This window comes from Bacteroides sp. AM07-18 (assembly GCF_003602695.1).
GTDB classification, from domain to species: Bacteria; Bacteroidota; Bacteroidia; order Bacteroidales; family Bacteroidaceae; genus Bacteroides; species Bacteroides uniformis.
The window spans coordinates 25,808-42,851 of the sequence record NZ_QTLM01000025.1 but is presented as its reverse complement, the minus strand read 5'-3'; the positions used below and the strand labels follow the sequence as shown (position 1 = coordinate 42,851).

At 39.2% G+C, this 17,044-nt stretch carries 13 protein-coding genes and 2 pseudogenes; 8 read left to right on the top strand and 7 right to left on the bottom strand.

What is annotated here, in order from left to right; all coding sequences use genetic code 11:
- Window positions 1-105 precede the first annotated feature (105 nt).
- Window positions 106-405: pseudogene (locus tag DW096_RS18725) on the top strand (DNA methylase); the annotation flags it as partial.
- A gap of 339 nt (window positions 406-744) precedes the next feature.
- On the opposite strand, the gene DW096_RS18720 reads toward DW096_RS18725, so the two are convergent.
- The 4 genes from DW096_RS18720 to DW096_RS18705 all read right to left on the bottom strand — a co-directional run bounded on the left by DW096_RS18720 (window position 745) and on the right by DW096_RS18705 (window position 4,122).
- Window positions 745-1,941 (bottom strand): MFS transporter, encoded by a 1,197-nt coding sequence (locus tag DW096_RS18720; protein ID WP_005678306.1) that lies wholly within the window; start codon window positions 1,939-1,941, stop codon window positions 745-747.
- Between the two features lie 70 nt (window positions 1,942-2,011).
- Window positions 2,012-2,755, bottom strand: coding sequence for a DUF1349 domain-containing protein (locus DW096_RS18715; RefSeq protein WP_057282162.1), 744 nt, complete (start codon window positions 2,753-2,755; stop codon window positions 2,012-2,014).
- 137 nt (window positions 2,756-2,892) lie between these two features.
- Entirely contained in the window at window positions 2,893-3,267 is a 375-nt protein-coding gene (locus tag DW096_RS18710) for a transferase (protein WP_008761217.1), read from the bottom strand.
- Window positions 3,268-3,357: 90 nt separating this feature from the next.
- Entirely contained in the window at window positions 3,358-4,122 is a 765-nt protein-coding gene (locus DW096_RS18705) for a response regulator transcription factor (protein ID WP_064774951.1), read from the bottom strand.
- A gap of 86 nt (window positions 4,123-4,208) precedes the next feature.
- On the opposite strand from DW096_RS18705, the gene DW096_RS18700 reads away from it, so the two are divergent.
- From DW096_RS18700 to DW096_RS18685, 4 genes are all read left to right on the top strand, one after another.
- Window positions 4,209-4,958, top strand: coding sequence for a DUF1349 domain-containing protein (locus tag DW096_RS18700; RefSeq protein ID WP_057282113.1), 750 nt, complete (start codon window positions 4,209-4,211; stop codon window positions 4,956-4,958).
- A gap of 11 nt (window positions 4,959-4,969) precedes the next feature.
- Complete coding sequence (locus DW096_RS18695) at window positions 4,970-5,518, top strand: flavodoxin family protein (RefSeq protein ID WP_005678299.1); 549 nt, start codon at window positions 4,970-4,972, stop codon at window positions 5,516-5,518.
- 132 nt (window positions 5,519-5,650) lie between these two features.
- Window positions 5,651-7,981, top strand: coding sequence for an ATP-binding protein (locus DW096_RS18690; RefSeq protein WP_057282114.1), 2,331 nt, complete (start codon window positions 5,651-5,653; stop codon window positions 7,979-7,981).
- A complete protein-coding gene (locus DW096_RS18685; RefSeq protein WP_057282115.1) occupies window positions 7,974-9,296 on the top strand; it encodes a sigma-54 dependent transcriptional regulator in 1,323 nt (440 codons plus the stop codon). Before DW096_RS18690 ends, DW096_RS18685 begins: the two co-directional genes overlap by 8 nt.
- 99 nt (window positions 9,297-9,395) lie before the next feature.
- Here DW096_RS18685 and DW096_RS18680 read toward each other — a convergent pair whose 3' ends face one another.
- Window positions 9,396-10,280 (bottom strand): phage integrase SAM-like domain and Arm DNA-binding domain-containing protein, encoded by an 885-nt coding sequence (locus DW096_RS18680; RefSeq protein WP_233555734.1) that lies wholly within the window; start codon window positions 10,278-10,280, stop codon window positions 9,396-9,398.
- A gap of 727 nt (window positions 10,281-11,007) precedes the next feature.
- Here DW096_RS18680 and DW096_RS18675 point away from each other — a divergent pair.
- The gene (locus tag DW096_RS18675) at window positions 11,008-12,798 is read left to right on the top strand and encodes a hypothetical protein (RefSeq protein ID WP_057282116.1); all 1,791 of its coding nucleotides are present in this window, start codon (window positions 11,008-11,010) and stop codon (window positions 12,796-12,798) included.
- A gap of 112 nt (window positions 12,799-12,910) precedes the next feature.
- Here DW096_RS18675 and DW096_RS18670 read toward each other — a convergent pair.
- A pseudogene (locus tag DW096_RS18670) lies at window positions 12,911-13,263 on the bottom strand (winged helix-turn-helix transcriptional regulator).
- A gap of 157 nt (window positions 13,264-13,420) precedes the next feature.
- On the opposite strand from DW096_RS18670, the gene DW096_RS18665 reads away from it, so the two are divergent.
- Together DW096_RS18665 and DW096_RS18660 are read left to right on the top strand one after the other, a co-directional pair.
- Window positions 13,421-14,308: a radical SAM protein gene (locus DW096_RS18665; protein WP_057282117.1), complete on the top strand. Its 888-nt coding sequence runs from the start codon at window positions 13,421-13,423 to the stop codon at window positions 14,306-14,308.
- Window positions 14,309-14,326: 18 nt separating this feature from the next.
- Window positions 14,327-15,169 carry an RteC domain-containing protein gene (locus tag DW096_RS18660; protein ID WP_057282118.1) on the top strand — a complete coding sequence of 281 codons (843 nt, stop codon included), beginning with the start codon at window positions 14,327-14,329 and terminating at the stop codon, window positions 15,167-15,169.
- 381 nt (window positions 15,170-15,550) lie between these two features.
- Here the strand turns inward: DW096_RS18660 and DW096_RS18650 are convergent, their stop codons facing one another.
- The gene (locus DW096_RS18650; protein ID WP_057282120.1) at window positions 15,551-16,777 is read right to left on the bottom strand and encodes a site-specific integrase; all 1,227 of its coding nucleotides are present in this window, start codon (window positions 16,775-16,777) and stop codon (window positions 15,551-15,553) included.
- Window positions 16,778-17,044: the final 267 nt, after the last annotated feature.

Sequence of the window (17,044 nt, the reverse complement as noted above, 5' to 3'; positions counted from 1 at the left end):
TTTCAAATGCTACCCGGGTCCCTTTTCAAGTGTTAGCTACATGCAGGGGGCTGGGCTTACCCTCCAAAGTCGGGAAGCCTTGTAAACCTACGGTGTCTGTGTCACAAGGAGGATGAGTTGAAACAGTTGAAGTCCGAACTTGCCGCACTCGACCGCAAGATACAGTTGGAGCTTGCACCGCCCACGCCCGAAGTCGCCGAAAAAGAAAAGGATGGACAGGAAGTCAAACCAGATGCGGAAGGTGTACGGAGCATATCGCCACAACAAACCGATGATGTCCCGCAGATACGCAGCCCGGTGAATGAACGAAGTCCGTCGAGCAATTTCATTGCCGACCATGTCATCATCGGACGACCGGGTTTTCAGATCAAGGATGATAACCGTCCGAAAGGGATAAAAATATAACTTTTATTGTGGGCAGTAACGTCATTGTTTTCGTTACTGCCCACAATAACAAATAATCCTTATCGCTTTTGGATATTGGCTGATAGAAGTTGGTACAGACAAATTTAACAAAATAGAATAAAAAAAGTAACTACTCAGCTATGCAAAGTCGTTGAGTATCAACTCTATTGCACGAGGTCAATCTTGCGTAATGCCCGATTTTCATCGAAATATAGTAAATCAACAAGTTTGCTACTGTTGATAATCAAGCATTTGGGCACATTTAGATACCTGAGTAGTTACACAAAAAAGCAATGCAATTTTTTTATACGTTGCACACTGATTTCTTATTTTGCAGAATTACAGCGAACAAGTTTCTCTTTCGTTTTGCAAATCTACTTGCAGTGTAATCTGTTTGCTTCTTAATATTATAGATGAAATTATAGCAACAATCAAAGCAAACACGGCAATACCTATAAATGACACATGCAAACCGTAGCGTTTTCCTATGAATCCGATTATAACCGGACCAAGAAGTATGCCGGAATATCCAAGAGCATTAATAAAACTAATGATGTTGTGTACTGCCATCCCTTTTATGTGGGCCGCAAAAGATACTAATTGAGGAACTACATTGGCCGCACCACAACCGACCATAGCAAAACCAGCTACAGAAGCGATCGCACTATCAATTGATACCACAATCAGGAAACCAGCGGAAATAAGTAATGCCCCTCCGCTAATCACAGTCCTTCGTCCAAATCGATCGACGATCTTGTCGCCGCAAAGTCTCATAATAGTCATTGCTATGGCAAAAGCGGTATAGAAAAATCCGGCCACGGACATGTCAATGCCACGCTCTTGACTAACAAAAATTGCTGACCACCCCATTACAGCACCTTCCGACGCATACATGATAAAACATAACAAACCGACCACTATCACCATAGGTGGAATATAAAATTTCTTATTCACATCCTGTTTCGGATGGTCGTTGCTTTTAAGTACCTTTGAGGATAGAAGGTCACGGCATCCGGCCATCATCGCAGCCAATACCAATATCATAAATATTACGACCGACCACATAGGGATTATTCCGAATGCGAAAAGAGAACTCATCACACCGGCACCGATGAGCGTACCAAGTGAATAACCCCCATGAAATCCTGACATCAGATGTTTTCCTGTCTGACCTTCAACTGCAACACCATTCACATTAGCAGCAACATCGATGGTGATAGTACAACCGCCGAATACCAATAACATTATAGCCGTCAGGGTGAAGTTAGCCAATAGGCTTATCGTCAATAGAGAAAAAGCCATTAAAAATCCGGAGAAATAAACTACTCGTTTTGCGCCAAATCTCACACATAGCCAACTTGATAGAGGAAGTGCTATTATTGAACCCAACCCGGTACAAAGCATCAGAAGTCCTAAGGAAGCTTCGTCCAAACTAAATGCACGTTTAACATACGGTACAAGAGGTGCCCATGCAGCCTCAAGACAACCTATGACGAGAAAAGCGGTGCGATTTGCGATAATTGGATGTTTACTCATCGTTTAAAGGTATAAGAAAAGCGCACATTTTGAATATGTGTGCGCCTTTGAAAATGATTAGATTGTTTTATTATTCTGCTATATTACCCTTTCTAAAGTCAGCGACAGGTTTATCTGTCAGAGATACTTCGGTGAATAGGCAGGTGTGTTCATTATCCTTAGGACTCTGTGAACTGATGCCTATAAGCAATTTTTCAGGAAAGTCATTCTTATAGAGTCGGGCCATACGCCATATTTTACCATCTTCTGAGAAATAGCTACCAAGGGTTGTGCCATCGGAGGATAATCTCATATAAACGTATGGAGCCGTGATTGCCTGATGGTTATTGTCATCAGAGGTGCCTAATGTGCGAACTGACACCACTCGGTGATCGCCATACTCATCCTGCTCGAAACATAGTTTTTGACAATGTGTGTCGTTTTCATAAGCATATATCACCCCTGCCGAATAAGTTCCGGTTTCAGTGAATTCAGGCTGCACTTTAGCCGTGAAAGTGAAAGGTTTGGTGTTGTCAACCTCTGTGAAGATGACCGCAGAGTTATTGACTACGCTTCCATCCGGGGAACGGAAATAATCAGTTTGAGGACCGGCCACAAATTTGAGCGTGTCGCCAAGAAGTGTGATGCCATTCTCTCCGCCGTTTTTCGACTTTGTAAAACGAATTCCTCCTACATTGATGTCGCATGTGGCGAGTTCAACGTTTTCTGTTGTAGCTTTCTTGTCAGAATTTCCCGCTTTTTTCTCTGGTTCTTTCTGGGTGCATCCAGCCATTGCAAGACTTGCAATGGCTGCGATAAATACTAATTTTTTCATTATGATATTGATTTGATTATTATTAAATTGCAATTTCCTTGTGATTTATTTGCGGTTGCAAAGTTAGATAGAACAAAAGATGTGCACAATACTGATTTCTAACCAATTTTCGCATCAACAGCAATAGGAATTAACTATTATTTGTTGAATATCAATCCTCTACGGCCTACTACCAACGAATTATCAGGAACATCTTGGGTTATGGTACATCCATGTGACATGACACAACCATTACCAACACTAAAGCTACCCGCGACAATTATAGTTCCTGTACCAAAAACACAACGATTGCCTATTCTTGCTCCCGGAAACAAAATAAGTTCTCCTCCTATGATATTATTATCTCCGATATAGATGTCATCACCTACTCCTGTGCAATAAATAGAAGCTCCGTGTGTAAGAGAAACGCCTTTACCAAAATGAATGGGCACAGAACTAGAAATACGTTCACATTCATTTTGCAGAACTGTTATGCCTGCTTCCAATTCTAATTTACCAGCAAATTGATTCATCTTTTTCGCTTTTATATGCCCGCAAAATTACGAACCAATAATAACTGGTACAACACTGATTTTTAACCAATCATAAAGCAAGAGGGCTCATTAAATAAGATTCATTCTTAATGCGATTTCTACAGCAGCCGCAGTATTAGCGACTTTTAATGAAGCTAAAATATCCTGACGATGGCGATTAACGGTATAAACGGAAATATTTAGGTTGTCTGCAATCTGTTTACTGGGCACCCCTTTCGCTATTAGTGATAGTATTTCAAGTTGTCGCCGACTAAGGATTTTTCGGTCGCATGCTTCGTACACGTTTCGTCTAACGGTTTCTCCTGTCACGAGATTTACAATAATACCGTCTTGTTTGTTATGAGAACCAAAGTATGGAGAATAAGTGCATAGACCGAGAATGACACTTCCACCGTTGCTACAACTAAAATATCTCGTTGTATGTAATATTTTTATTGTCTCATTACTCCCTGTCCGATAGAAACTGATGATACACGAAGCCGAGAAATTTGTCTTTTCATTTATGGGAAGTTCTTTTATAAAGTTGAAGAAACGAAGTTCGAGTATATGACGTTGAATAAGCTCTTCTTCATTCGCGTGGCTGAAAACGGTATTTTCAAAGGCAGATGTATGGTCAACCATATATTCCGGGAAGTCCATTATAGTTTGACCGAATCTGCCAGAATATATATGACATTCGTTGTTTTGAAAATCTGACACAACTGCTATACCTTCTGTTGCAAGAGCATAACCATTTGCGCACGCTCTTGCTTGAGCAAGCATAAATTCCTTATTTTCAGCATCTTCAAACTGCTGCTCAGTCAGAAGTGATTTTAGTTGATGTTCCTGTTCCATAGTGAATTGGTTAATTTTCACCATTGCGGGATTGCGCCAATAGTCCTAATTTTGCCACAAAATTACGAATAATAAATGATTCAAAGATGAAAAGAACCGTTTTATATGGAGCATTTCTTGTTGGATGCCTCTCTTTAGCTGCATGTCAGCAGCACAAAGAGTCCAAAACAAGTGAACCGGATTTGACCGGTAAAGTGGCTGAAACAAGCCAAATCACAGACTATGAGATAAAAGTGGGAGATGTCACTTTTACCAAATCCATCAATGGCGCAGATACATGTGTAACCATACTTGCAGACGGAGGATTGGAATTCAACTGTCCCGGAGGACTTGACTTCTTCTGTGATCCTAACGAGGGTAAGCTGTCCAACAATACACTGCCTGTGTTACTGATTCCGACCGATAATACAAAGCCATTCACGCTGACAGCTAAAGTAACCCCTGAGTTTACCTCTGATGGACTTTACAATGCCGCCGATCTTTTTGTGTATGTCAACGATACACTTTGGCAGAAACTTGCCTTTGAGCAGGACGAATATGGCAACCACCGCATCGTAACGGTACGAACACAAGGTACATCGGATGACAATAACCATGATAAGATAGACGCAAAATCAGTCTATATGAAAATATCTTCTGATACTCGCACTATCGCCAGCTACTATTCATTAGACAAAAAAGAGTGGCATATGGTGCGTCTGTATCGTAATGAATATCCCGATCAAATATATCTCGGCATCAGCAGCCAGTGTCCGCAACATGGTGGATGCACAAGCATCATCGAAGATATAACTCTTAGTCATGACAACGTAGGAGATTTCCGTATGGGTGAATAAATGTAAAGGATATGAGCAAACGAATTTTGATTTTAACCGGCAGCCCACGACGGGGAGGTAACAGCGACCTTATGGCGGACGCTTTTGCGAAAGGAGCATCCGAAGCGGGCAACAGTGTTGTGCAGTTTAATACTGCGCATAAACATATTCAAGGATGCAGAGCTTGCGATAATTGTTTTAGCAAGGAGAATAAAGCCTGTATTTTTAATGATGATTTCAATGAACTGGCATCTTTGATGGCAGAAAGTGATGTCATCATATTCTGTACCCCTCTTTATTGGTACTCGTTTCCTACCCAGATAAAAGCTGCCATAGACAAGTTTTATTCTTTCATCATAGGTAAAAAAGATGTGCCTATTAAGGAATGTATGCTTCTTTCGTGTGGAGAGTTGGAAGACCCACATGTATTTGACGGTATAGTGCGTTCCTTTGAACTCATTGCGCAAGATAGGGGATGGAAAAACAGAGGCCATTATCTTGTAAATAGTGTCAATGAGAAGGGGGCTATTTCAAATACCGAACATCTACAAAAGATATATGATATCGGAAAGAAATTTTGAATTGTCTATTGAGGATGTTCTATAATCCAATTTGATATAGCATCTTTATTAGACTGAGCTTCAAAGACCATACAGCCCGTAAGCCTATAAAGACCTACGGGCTGTATTATCAATAATCAATGGCAATAACGCATGAATCGACATAACGCTGAAACAAGACACTTCCGTATGCTGACTTCCATAGGCTATCTACTAATAGCTTTGCTGGTAGGCGGCATCATGTACACATGGCTTGGCGAATGGCGAGACATGGAGGGACTGGAAGCCAAAAACCGAGAAATCGATGAATTTCGAAAAGAGGTAAACAATATTCATATTCATTTGATAGAGTTTTCTTTATTAGGTGAAACGATATTGGAATGGGATGATGAAGATTTAGGACTTTACCATGCTCGGCGTATGACAATGGACAGTATGCTTTGTCGGTTCAAAGCTATCTATCCGGTAGAACGCATAGACAGTGTACGCCATTTTCTCGAAGACAAGGAACGGCAGATGTGCCAAATCGTGCAGATACTTGAACAGCAACAAGCCATCAACGATAAGATAACCAGTCAAGTACCTGTAATCGTGCAGAAGAGTGTGCAGGAACAGCCCAAGAAATCCAAGCGCAAGGGTTTCTTAGGCATCTTTGGCAAAAAGGAAGAAGCGAAACCAACTGCGACTACTACGATGCTGCGTTCCCTTAATCGGAATATGATAGCTGAACAACAGGCACAAAGCCGCCGTTTGTCGGAACACGCCGACAGTCTTGCTGCACGAAATGCGGAACTCAACAGACAACTGCAAGGACTGGTAGTTCAAATAGACAAGAAGGTTCAAGCAGACTTACAGAAACGGGAAGCGGAAATAGCCGCCATGCGTGAAAGTTCTTTTATTCAGATAGGTGGCTTGACAGGATTCGTTGTGTTGTTATTGGTAATCTCTTACATAATCATCCACCGAAATATCACCCGTATCAAACGGTACAAACGAGAAACTGCGGATTTAATAGAACAGCAGATACAGTCTATCAAACAAAACGAGGCACTGATTGCCTCTCGTAAAAAAGCCGTTCATACCATCACCCATGAATTACGTTCTCCACTGACGGCAATAACGGGTTATGCCGGACTGATGCGGAAAGACTGCAATACGGATAAAACCGGGACGTATATCCGAAACATTCAGGAATCTTCTGACCGCATGCGTGAAATGCTGAACACCCTGCTGAATTTTTTCCGGCTGGACAACGGCAAGGAACAGCCTAATTTCTCCGCATGTAGGATTTCCGCAATTACACATACGCTCGAAACGGAGTTTATGCCAATCGCCATAAACAAAGGACTGACTCTGACAATACATTGCCACAAGGATGCCTTTGTATGTACAGATAAGGAACGCATCTTGCAAATCGGGAACAACCTGCTGTCCAACGCTATCAAGTTCACGGAGAACGGCAGTATTTCTTTGCGGGCAGATTATGATAACGGTCTGCTGAAACTTATCGTCGAAGATACGGGTACAGGTATGACCGAAGAGGAACAGCAGCGGGTATTCGGGGCGTTTGAACGTCTGTCAAACGCTGCCGCAAAGGATGGCTTCGGATTAGGTCTTTCCATTGTTCAGCGTATTGTGACAATGCTCGGTGGCACAATCCGGCTGGAGAGCGATAAAGGCAAAGGTAGCCGTTTCACGGTGGAAATCCCCATGCAGACAGCCGAGGAACTGCCGGAACAGATAAATAAAACACAAGTTCACCATAACAGAACATTCCATGAAGTAATTGCTATCGATAATGACGAAGTTTTGCTTCTGATGCTGAAAGAAATGTATGCACAGGAAGGGATACACTGCGACACTTGCAACGATGCGGCAGAACTTATGGAAATGGTAAGGAAAAAGGAATACAGTCTGTTGCTTACGGATCTGAACATGCCGGATATAAACGGCTTTGAGTTATTGGAATTGTTGCGTGCTTCCAACGTGGGAAATTCAAGGACCATTCCGGTGGTCGTGACAACCGCTTCGAGCAGTTGCAGCAAGGAGGAACTTATAGAACGTGGATTTGCCGGATGCCTGCTCAAACCGTTCTCCATATCGGAACTGATGGAGATTTCTGACAAGTGCGCCATAAAAGGCAAACAGAATGAAAAGCCGGATTTCACCTCTCTGCTATCCTACGGCAATGAATCCGTCATGCTGGATAAACTGATAGCGGAAACCGAAAAGGAAATGCAAGCAGTCAAGGATGCAGAACGGCGTAAAGATCTTCAAGAACTGGATGCACTTACTCACCACCTGCGCAGTTCTTGGGAGATACTTTGTGCCGACCAACCGTTGAAGAAACTTTACGTATTGCTTCGTAACGAAAACACATCCGATTGGGAGGCAATACACAATGCCGTAAATACTGTGTCGGATATGGGTTTAATGATTATTGAAATGGCAAAAGAAGAAATGAAGAAATACAACAATGGATAAAACAAAAATAATCGTGGTGGAGGACAACATCGTATATTGCGAGTTTGTTTGCAACCTGCTGGCACGGGAGAAATTCCGTACCGTGCAGGCTTTCCACCTCTCGACAGCGAAGAAATATCTGCAACAAGCTACTGACAATGATATAGTAGTTTCTGATTTGCGTTTGCCTGATGGTGACGGAATCGACCTGTTGCGCTGGATGCGCAAGGAAGGCATGACGCAGCCGTTCATTATCATGACCGACTATGCTGAAGTACATACGGCGGTGGAAAGCATGAAACTCGGCTCACTGGACTACATACCCAAACAACTCGTGGAGGATAAACTCGTGCCTCTTCTCCGCACCATACTGAAAGAGCGGAATATCGGACGAAGCCGTATGCCAGTGTTTGCCCGTGACGGTTCCGCCTTCCGGAAAATCATGCACCGGATAAGGCTGGTAGCCCCCACCGATATGAGTGTGCTGATCTTCGGAGAGAACGGCACGGGCAAGGAGCATATCGCCCACCACCTGCATGACAAAAGCAAACGTTCGGACAAGCCGTTCGTGCCTGTGGACTGCGGTTCACTCACCAAAGAGCTTGCGCCGTCGGCATTCTTCGGACATGTCAAAGGCGCATTCACCGGTGCGGACAGTGCCAAGAAAGGTTATTTCCATGAAGCCGAAGGCGGCACGCTGTTCTTGGATGAGGTAGGCAACCTCGCACCGGAAACACAGCAGATGCTACTTCGAGCCATACAAGAACGGAGATACCGCCCGGTGGGTGACAGAACGGACAAGAGTTTCAACGTCCGTATTATCGCTGCTACCAACGAGAATCTGGAAAAGGCGGTCAATGAAAAGCGTTTCCGTCAGGACTTGCTGTACCGTCTGCACGACTTCGAGATAACAGTTCCGCCGCTGCGTGATAGTCAGGAGGACATCATGCCGCTGGCGGAGTTCTTTCGTGAGATTGCGAACAATGAACTGGAATGTAATGTTATCGGCTTTGACGGGGAAGCTCGGAAGACATTGCTGACCCATTCATGGCCGGGCAACGTCCGTGAGCTTCGGCAGAAAATCATGGGTGCGGTGTTGCAGGCACAGACAGGACTTGTCACGAAAGAACATCTGGAACTTGCCGTAACAAAACCTAACTCACCTGTCAGCTTCGCACTGCGCAACGATGAAGAAGATAAAGAGCGGATTCTGCGTGCTTTGAAGCAGGCTGACGGGAACCGGAAGGTCGCTGCCGAACTGCTTGGAATAGGCAGGACAACACTCTATAATAAACTGGAAGAATATGGATTGAAGTATAAATTTGAGCAACCATAGCCCGCAATTCACCGGATTTGTATGATTTTGATTATCAGAATTTGGTTAATTCTTAAAATAATATTATCTTCGCATTGAGCTATTTGAAATGATTGGGAATCATGCAAAATGATGAAGATAGGTGGTTTCTAAACCATTACCTATACCTTTATTATTGGTTTGCAATTTATTGATAATCAAGCATACATTAGTTAGTGCAACAAATGTATAACAGCTAAAAATAAACATATCGCGTACTTGTGTCAATCGCGCGGATGAAAATTCTTTATTGTAGATAAGGTCTATCTCGTCTTGGTTGAGATAGCCTCTGTCCACTTTGTCAAAGCTGAACTTGAACGAACCAAAAGGGTCAACAAAATTCAATCCGCTGTTTTTTGCATATATAAGAACGGAGTGGAAGCGTTGCACAAACTTCATGGCAGTGTTGTTGTTGATGCCGTGTTCGTTTCTTAAATAAAGATAGAAGTTCTCAATGAACACCGCATTGATTTCACGAATAAGAATGTCGGAAACTCTGTACTTCACTTTCATAAAGTCTATCAGGCGTTGCTTGGTTAATTCGTAACGTGAATAGGTCTTTTGTGTAGCTGTTGTTCCTACCTTGTCTTTATATTGCAAATTATGCTCCGTAAAGTAAGTGAGTAGGCTGTGCTGCTTTTCTTCAATACCCAATACATTATTGCGTAACTTCTCCGGCTCTACATATCCGTTGTTGTTTAGCTGCTTGGTATATTGTATGGAGATTTGACCACGCAGGTCATCCAGTTCTTTATTCAACTTGGATATTTTGGCACTGGTGCTTTTCCCACTCTTATTAACTGCACGACCTGATTTTATATCCCAATCTTCAGGAAGAATTGTTTTCTTCGTGCTGAATTGCTTGGTTTCTCCATCGACTGTGATACGTGCCATAATGGTCACTGTTCCATCTTTTTTCGGTTCGTTCTTCTTTAAATAGAAGAGGATTCTAAATGTACTTTTCATACCGTAACGTTTTTAATTTGCAAAATTAGTTTTCTATGTTCGGAATGAAGCGGACTAACGAGTGACAATATGCGACATATCAATGACTTAGCATTAAAATCGTTACGATTTTCTCCGTAACAAAATACCGTAACGATTTGGTAACGATTATTAGTCTGAAATTGGCTTTTGAAGTTCTTTTTACTATCCATATGGGGTAAGAAAAAAGCTCCCTAAACCGTTAGTTTAGAGAGCTTTGTCATAGTTTGGCGGAGTATTGTCTTTTCTCCTAAGTGATCCGCCTGGGTTATGAACCAAACGTTATTTCTTCCTCAATATCAGTACTTTCAGAAATTTCGGCTTTGCATCCGTCACGCTTTAGTCCTTAAAAACTGTTTGCTGTTGTCCGGTGTCTGTCTGCCAACATCTTGGGTTCAAATGTACGCATTATTTTTGGATTATGCAAATCGTTGAAAATAAACATTCTAAGGTTAGTGCAAGGTGCAAGTATATCTATACTTGCACCTTGCACTAAAATTTAGTAAGATTGGATGAGCAATTTGTATGAATTCTTTTTTTATAAAAAAAGGAGTATTTTTTAATACTCCTTCAATTTCATAGGGAAAGGATAAATCTTGTTCTATTGCTAGAAACAGAGGAAAAATCCATTCCCCTTTCTGTATCTTTCTGTATAATTTTGTATCTTTGCAGACTGAATTTGATGCAAAGATAAGCAAAAAAAGAATATATGCAAAATATTAATCTTAAATATTCGGTCAATCCTCTAGAAAATCTATTTATTTACAAGTCGATAGAATTGCTTTCTATTTATAGCATAGACAGTTATAGAATTAGGTTGCATAATCCAAAAACATTATTAGAAGAACTTAGAGAGGTTATCTATTCTTCAATGCAGGGGGTTCTGACAAATAATGATTATGTTGAGTTTACATCAAAAGAGTTAAAAAGATTTCTTGAAGAAGATAATGATGGGCTAGTATTTAAGCATTTAAGCAAAAAGCATTTCCTATCAATTTTAGAGAAACCGAATAGAAATAATTATGGTTTAATATTGCAATCTATTAATATCATTTTGAAATACAACACAGAATATCTTGACAATGTTTATCGTAATATATCAAACCTATTAAATTCGTATACGGATTTAATAAATAGAAAAGGTGAAATAATTTCTTCTCATTCAGAGAAATATGAAACAAGTAAGAAGAGGTTAATTAAACAGCTAGAGTATTTTTATATTGAATTAATAAACAAAGGTTTTTCAAAACAGTATTTATATAAACGTATTCTATCGATTTTTGTGTATAGTACTTATGATACAAATTTTGATATTCAATATAATAAGTTTGAGCAGTTGATAAGAAGTGATAATGAAAATTACACTATTGTTTTTTCTATTGATGATCAATCTTTCAAATATAACGAGCTTAAAAAGATTGATGCACGATATTCTTTTGTAGACAAAATTGCAAAAAACAAACTATGTTCTAAAATTTCAAATAATGGAAAAGAATTTATAGAGAAAAACAAGCAATTTATATTGATTGCTATTTCTTTTCAAGCTAAAGACCATTTCAGTGCTGTTCAATTGGGCGTAAATAAATTTTCCAAAGATTTAGATATATATCATCTTGGGTATAACAGAAAGTATTATAAAATAGCTTCTCAGTGCTTGGTTATTGGCGATAAAGATCCGACACAATCTTCCGTGTTGCCAAGCAACTATCAAATAGATGGTTATTTCCATAATAATGGAGATATATTTGAAAACATATTGAATAAGATAAATAAACTGAAACAGAAAAATATAGACAAGGATAGTTATAAGAAGATATTGAGTGCAATACGTTATTATAGAACAGGTAGTGAGTCTCCTGAATTGGAAACTAAATTATTGAACTATTGGATTGGTTTAGAGTTTATTTTTACCTCATTTAATTCAGGGGAAAAAACGATAGATAGAATAAGAAAATATTTTCCAATCTGTCATAGTCTGATTTATATAAAACGTAATTTAATCGATTTTCACAAAACACTGAAACGCTTAAATTTAGATCAGAAAGTCACATTATATAATGATGATTTATTATATTTATTATCTAATACTGCATATGAAGATATTAAGCGAGAATCGGCTTCCGAACTTTTGAAATATCGAGCAAACTTGTTTCAGAAATGGTATCAAGAACCTAATAAGATAGGAGGCTCTCTAAAGAAACACCAAGAAAATCTTATTTGGAATATAACCCGTTTATATCGAATAAGAAATGAGATAGTGCATAATGCTGCGATAAAAAATGGAATATATACTAACATTGCACATTTAAAATATTATCTCACATTTATTCTCAATTCTATATTAGACTTTATGGCTGAAAATGCGATAGATGTAGATAATGATGGTAAAATATCCATAGACGATTATTTTATTGCTCAAGAAATCTTATTTGGCTGTTTGCAAAAAGAGAAATTGGAAAAATACATAGAAGTGGAAATTCCTTTAAATTTTCTTTTATAATAGATTGAAGTGTTCAAGTTGATGTTTATATTTTTGATTGTTGTACTAACATATCAATTCTAAGGTTAGTGCAAGCTATATATAGATATATACTTGCACCTTGCACTAAATTTCAATACTTATTTTTTCGTCTATTCTCCATTATCATTTCAAAATTTTCTTGCCCCATTGTTTCAACTGCTCTAAATGAGGGATTAAAGTTTCTCCAAATTCAGATACATAATATTCCACTTTGGGTGGTACTGAGGGATATATTTTTCTACCTACTAATCCGTCCGTCACCAATGAACGTAAAACAGTAGAAAGCATCTTTTCCGATATAGAGGGAATTGTTTTGTATAGTTCATTGAAACGTATTACTCCATTCTCATGTAGCTTCAATAGGACAACTAAAGCCCATTTGTCACCCAGCCATTCCAGTATAGGGGAAGCAGAACAATAATCGTAATCTAACTTTTTTCGCATTTTTTTCGTCCTTAAATACATTGATATTGAGAAAAACTAACTCAAACGTAAGTGGCTGACAGATAGTATAGTTCTTCTTTTCATAAAAAGAACATCCTAACTTTGCAGTACAAAAATATCAAAAATAACTAATTCCAAGTGTTTAATTTATAATTATATGGAACTATTACATTTTACGGGACAAGTATGGCGACCACCATACGAAGCAAGTTCTCAACTCTTACAGGTAACAGCCGGATGCACTCACAACAAGTGTAAATTTTGTAGTTTATATCACGGAACAAAGTTTCGTCTATCTCCCATTACGGAAGTCGAAGAAGATTTGAAAGTGATACAAAGTTACCAGCCCAAAGCCCGGCGAGTATTTTTAACGGGGGCTAATCCATTTGTGCTAAGTTATAACAGGCTGCTGGATTTAGGTCTTCTAATCAGGAAATATCTTCGTCATTGTGAAAGTATCGGTATGTTTGCTCGGATTTCAGATATTAAGCCAAAAACAGTAGAAGAATTGAAGAACCTGCGTCATTTAGGTTTTGACGGTATCAGTATCGGAACAGAATCGGGCGATGATAATACATTGGCAGCAATGAACAAGGGATATACAGCTAATGATATTATCGAGCAATGCAAGAAGCTGGAAGACGCAAATATCAGATATAACTTCGTGTATCTGACAGGGCTTGCAGGAAAAGGCAAGGGAGAGCGGAACGCTATTAATACTGCCAATGTGTTTAATCAGTTACACCCCTTTACTGTAAACTTTGTATCACTGACCGTATTTCCCGAATCAGAATTATACGAGGAAATACAACGTGGTTCTTTTGTAGAAGCTACCGAACACGAAAGGTTGCTGGAACTACGGACTTTTATTTCAAGACTTCATATAAAAACAACTTTATTAGGAAATACGGTATCAAACACTATCCCGTTTGTCGGAATGATACCTAATGATAGAGTTAGAGTTCTTAATGAACTGGATTCGGCTATAAAAAATGCTGGAGAAAAAGAATTAAGGCGATATAGAGATAGTATTAGGTCTTTATAATCAGCTCAAAGATATTCTATGCAATTTGTAGATAAGATATTGTTCCAAATCAATACAGAGATAGAAAAGCTCGGTATAGATGATTGTATGGGCATTGACAGTGCTTTGCATATGATGCGTTTTATTCAGCCTTTATGTGATGAATTGAGAAAATACATATTAGCTTATCAGTTTGCTGATGAAACGGAAGAAATCTCTTTTTTTAAGGAGTATAAGCCAGAAGTATTGAGCAAGTATTTGTATTACAATAAAATATATGTCATTGAAAGTAAATATCCTACTGGTAGTGATATTGCACAAAGAGAGTATTTATATAAAGAATTGGATAGTTTGACGTTTTATTTTAGTAGGAACTTGGACTTTTATCAGTATTACCGTTCTAAATCTACTTATTTGGATAGGTATTATTTTACCCGAAACCAAAACGATTTACGAATATGTACAGACAGTTCCCATATTGATAAAGACCCTCTATATTCAACCGGATATGATTTTAAAGTGGCTAAAATTATTACCAACGAACTGTTGAAAATCTATTTGACTAACAGATTGCAGGAATTGGAGCGTATTGTACAGCGCAAAGCGGATAACGGACAGGTTGTAGAAACTATTTTGCGTTGGACTGGCTCTAAAAGGGCGTTGGTAGAATTGATTTATGCTTTAGAAGCGAATGGGGATTTTAATAAAGGAACGGCTACTTTAAAAGAGATTGCAGGATATTTTGAAAATGTGTTCAGTATAGATATTGGTGATTTATATCATTCTTATTTGGAAATGCGAAGCCGTAAAATAAATAGAACTCGGTATTTGGAAACATTGCAAAAAAGTCTGCTTCGAAGAATGGATGAAAACGATACTTGATGCGAGTTTTATTTTCCTTTCGCAAGTAATTATATTCTTACCAATAAATAAACCATTCAGTATTTCAATCAATATTGAATGGTTTATTGTTTTCATTCAATCCTGCCATATTGAAATCTTGCTTTCAATCAATCAAGCTATCAATATTTCAATAAAACAAGATTACAGAATTACAAAAATAAACTCATCGGTCGGGGAACGCCCAGCGGCAAGGGGCGGGACCACCCGTCCCGACGAGCGAAAAAATCTTTAGTTAGGGAATGTCTTTCTTTCATTGGCAACACGACTTCGGAGTGAATTTGCCCAAGGTGTTTTGCGGCACGGAAAACAGATTTGTGTGCCACAAATCACACCTTGCTGTTATCTGACGATAACATGATTTCATCGACTGGCAGTACGATTTGGAACATCCAGTTTTTGAGCCAACATTTCCATGTCGCTACTTACTTTCAAATCGGTAATCCTCGCATAGATTTGAGTAGTCCGGATATTGGTATGACCTAAAATTTTAGATACTGTCTCGATAGGTACACCATTGGCGAGCAGCACCGAAGTTGCACACGAATGGCGCGCTACATGATAGGTCAAGGTCTTTTCAATTCCGCAAATGGTTGCGATTTCTTTTAAGTAATCATTCATTTTCTGATTGCTGATAACTGGTAAAATTTTACCGTTTGGCAATTTGTCTTTGTACTTTTCCAATATGGCTTTTGGTATATCCAGCAATCGGATAGTAGATGTAACATTTGTTTTGTGTCTTTTCCGTATAATCCACAAATTACCGTCAAATCCGGTGCGAATGTCCTCTTGTTTTAGTTCGCATACATCAATGTAAGAAAGTGCCGTATAGCAGCTAAAAATAAACAAGTCACGCACTTGTTCCAGTCGCTTGGTGCTGAACTCGTGATTGTAAATAGCGGTAATTTCTTCCATAGTCAGATAATCCCTATCGGTACGTTCAAACCTTACCCGATAACTCCCGAAAGGGTCGGCAGTCACTAAACCCGTATTCTTGGCAAAGTTTACTACCGTGCGAAAACGTTGTACGAACTTCATAGCCGTATTATGGCTACACCCATAGTTATTCTTGATATACAACAGGAAATCTTCAATGAATACCACATTTATATCTTTAATGAGCATATCGGAAACGGAGTATTTAAACTTCATAAACTCCATAAGTCGTTTCTTTGTCAGTTCATAACGTGAGTAGGTTTTGTCTGCGGTATTCATTTTAACCTTTTGCAAATACTGTTCGTTGTGCTGTTTGAAGAACTCTATCAAAGTCCGTTCCCTTGCTATCTTGCCTAAAAAAGCGTTCTTTACCAGTTCTGCGGTTACATATCCGTCTTGCGCCATTAACGCATGGTAATGTTGATGAACTGTGCTACGAATACTTTCCAGCATGGAATTGATGTGTACGGCTTCTGCGGTTCTGCCGGAAGCCTTGCCTAATTCCACGCTCCAGTGAGCCGGATTTATTTCCAGTTTGGTGTTAAACTGGGCTACAACTTGGTCGATAGTGATACGTGCGATAATCGGTGCGTTACCATTTTTCTTTACTGCATTTCGTTTGACGAAATAGAGTAGCTTAAAAGTACTTCTCATAATCTCTTTTTTTTAGTTACAAACTTAAATTGATAAACTGAAAATGAGATATTTGCAGTACGGACAAATCAAGACAACAAACCGCCAATTTAAGACATTCCGTGACCTAAAATCTTAGAGGGTGGACAGGTCACGAATTGGTCACGAAATTGTGTCTTTTTGTGACCTTTTCGTGTCTTAGGTCATAGACATTATACAAAGAAAAACTCCTACAATACCTTGATATTGTAGGAGTTGTACATTTACTGCCCATTTCTGTCCAGCGTT

Bases quoted from the DNA above. Each gene is read 5' to 3' on its own strand.
- DW096_RS18660 (WP_057282118.1), top strand. From the start codon at position 14,327: ATGCAATTTGTAGATAAGATATTGTTCCAAATCAATACAGAGATAGAA.
- DW096_RS18675 (WP_057282116.1), top strand. From the start codon at position 11,008: ATGCAAAATATTAATCTTAAATATTCGGTCAATCCTCTAGAAAATCTA.
- DW096_RS18695 (WP_005678299.1), top strand. From the start codon at position 4,970: ATGAGCAAACGAATTTTGATTTTAACCGGCAGCCCACGACGGGGAGGT.
- DW096_RS18650 (WP_057282120.1), bottom strand. From the start codon at position 16,777: ATGAGAAGTACTTTTAAGCTACTCTATTTCGTCAAACGAAATGCAGTA.
- DW096_RS18690 (WP_057282114.1), top strand. From the start codon at position 5,651: ATGAATCGACATAACGCTGAAACAAGACACTTCCGTATGCTGACTTCC.
- DW096_RS18685 (WP_057282115.1), top strand. From the start codon at position 7,974: ATGGATAAAACAAAAATAATCGTGGTGGAGGACAACATCGTATATTGC.
- DW096_RS18710 (WP_008761217.1), bottom strand. From the start codon at position 3,267: ATGAATCAATTTGCTGGTAAATTAGAATTGGAAGCAGGCATAACAGTT.
- DW096_RS18715 (WP_057282162.1), bottom strand. From the start codon at position 2,755: ATGAAAAAATTAGTATTTATCGCAGCCATTGCAAGTCTTGCAATGGCT.
- DW096_RS18680 (WP_233555734.1), bottom strand. From the start codon at position 10,280: ATGAAAAGTACATTTAGAATCCTCTTCTATTTAAAGAAGAACGAACCG.
- DW096_RS18720 (WP_005678306.1), bottom strand. From the start codon at position 1,941: ATGAGTAAACATCCAATTATCGCAAATCGCACCGCTTTTCTCGTCATA.
- DW096_RS18665 (WP_057282117.1), top strand. From the start codon at position 13,421: ATGGAACTATTACATTTTACGGGACAAGTATGGCGACCACCATACGAA.
- DW096_RS18700 (WP_057282113.1), top strand. From the start codon at position 4,209: ATGAAAAGAACCGTTTTATATGGAGCATTTCTTGTTGGATGCCTCTCT.
- DW096_RS18705 (WP_064774951.1), bottom strand. From the start codon at position 4,122: ATGGAACAGGAACATCAACTAAAATCACTTCTGACTGAGCAGCAGTTT.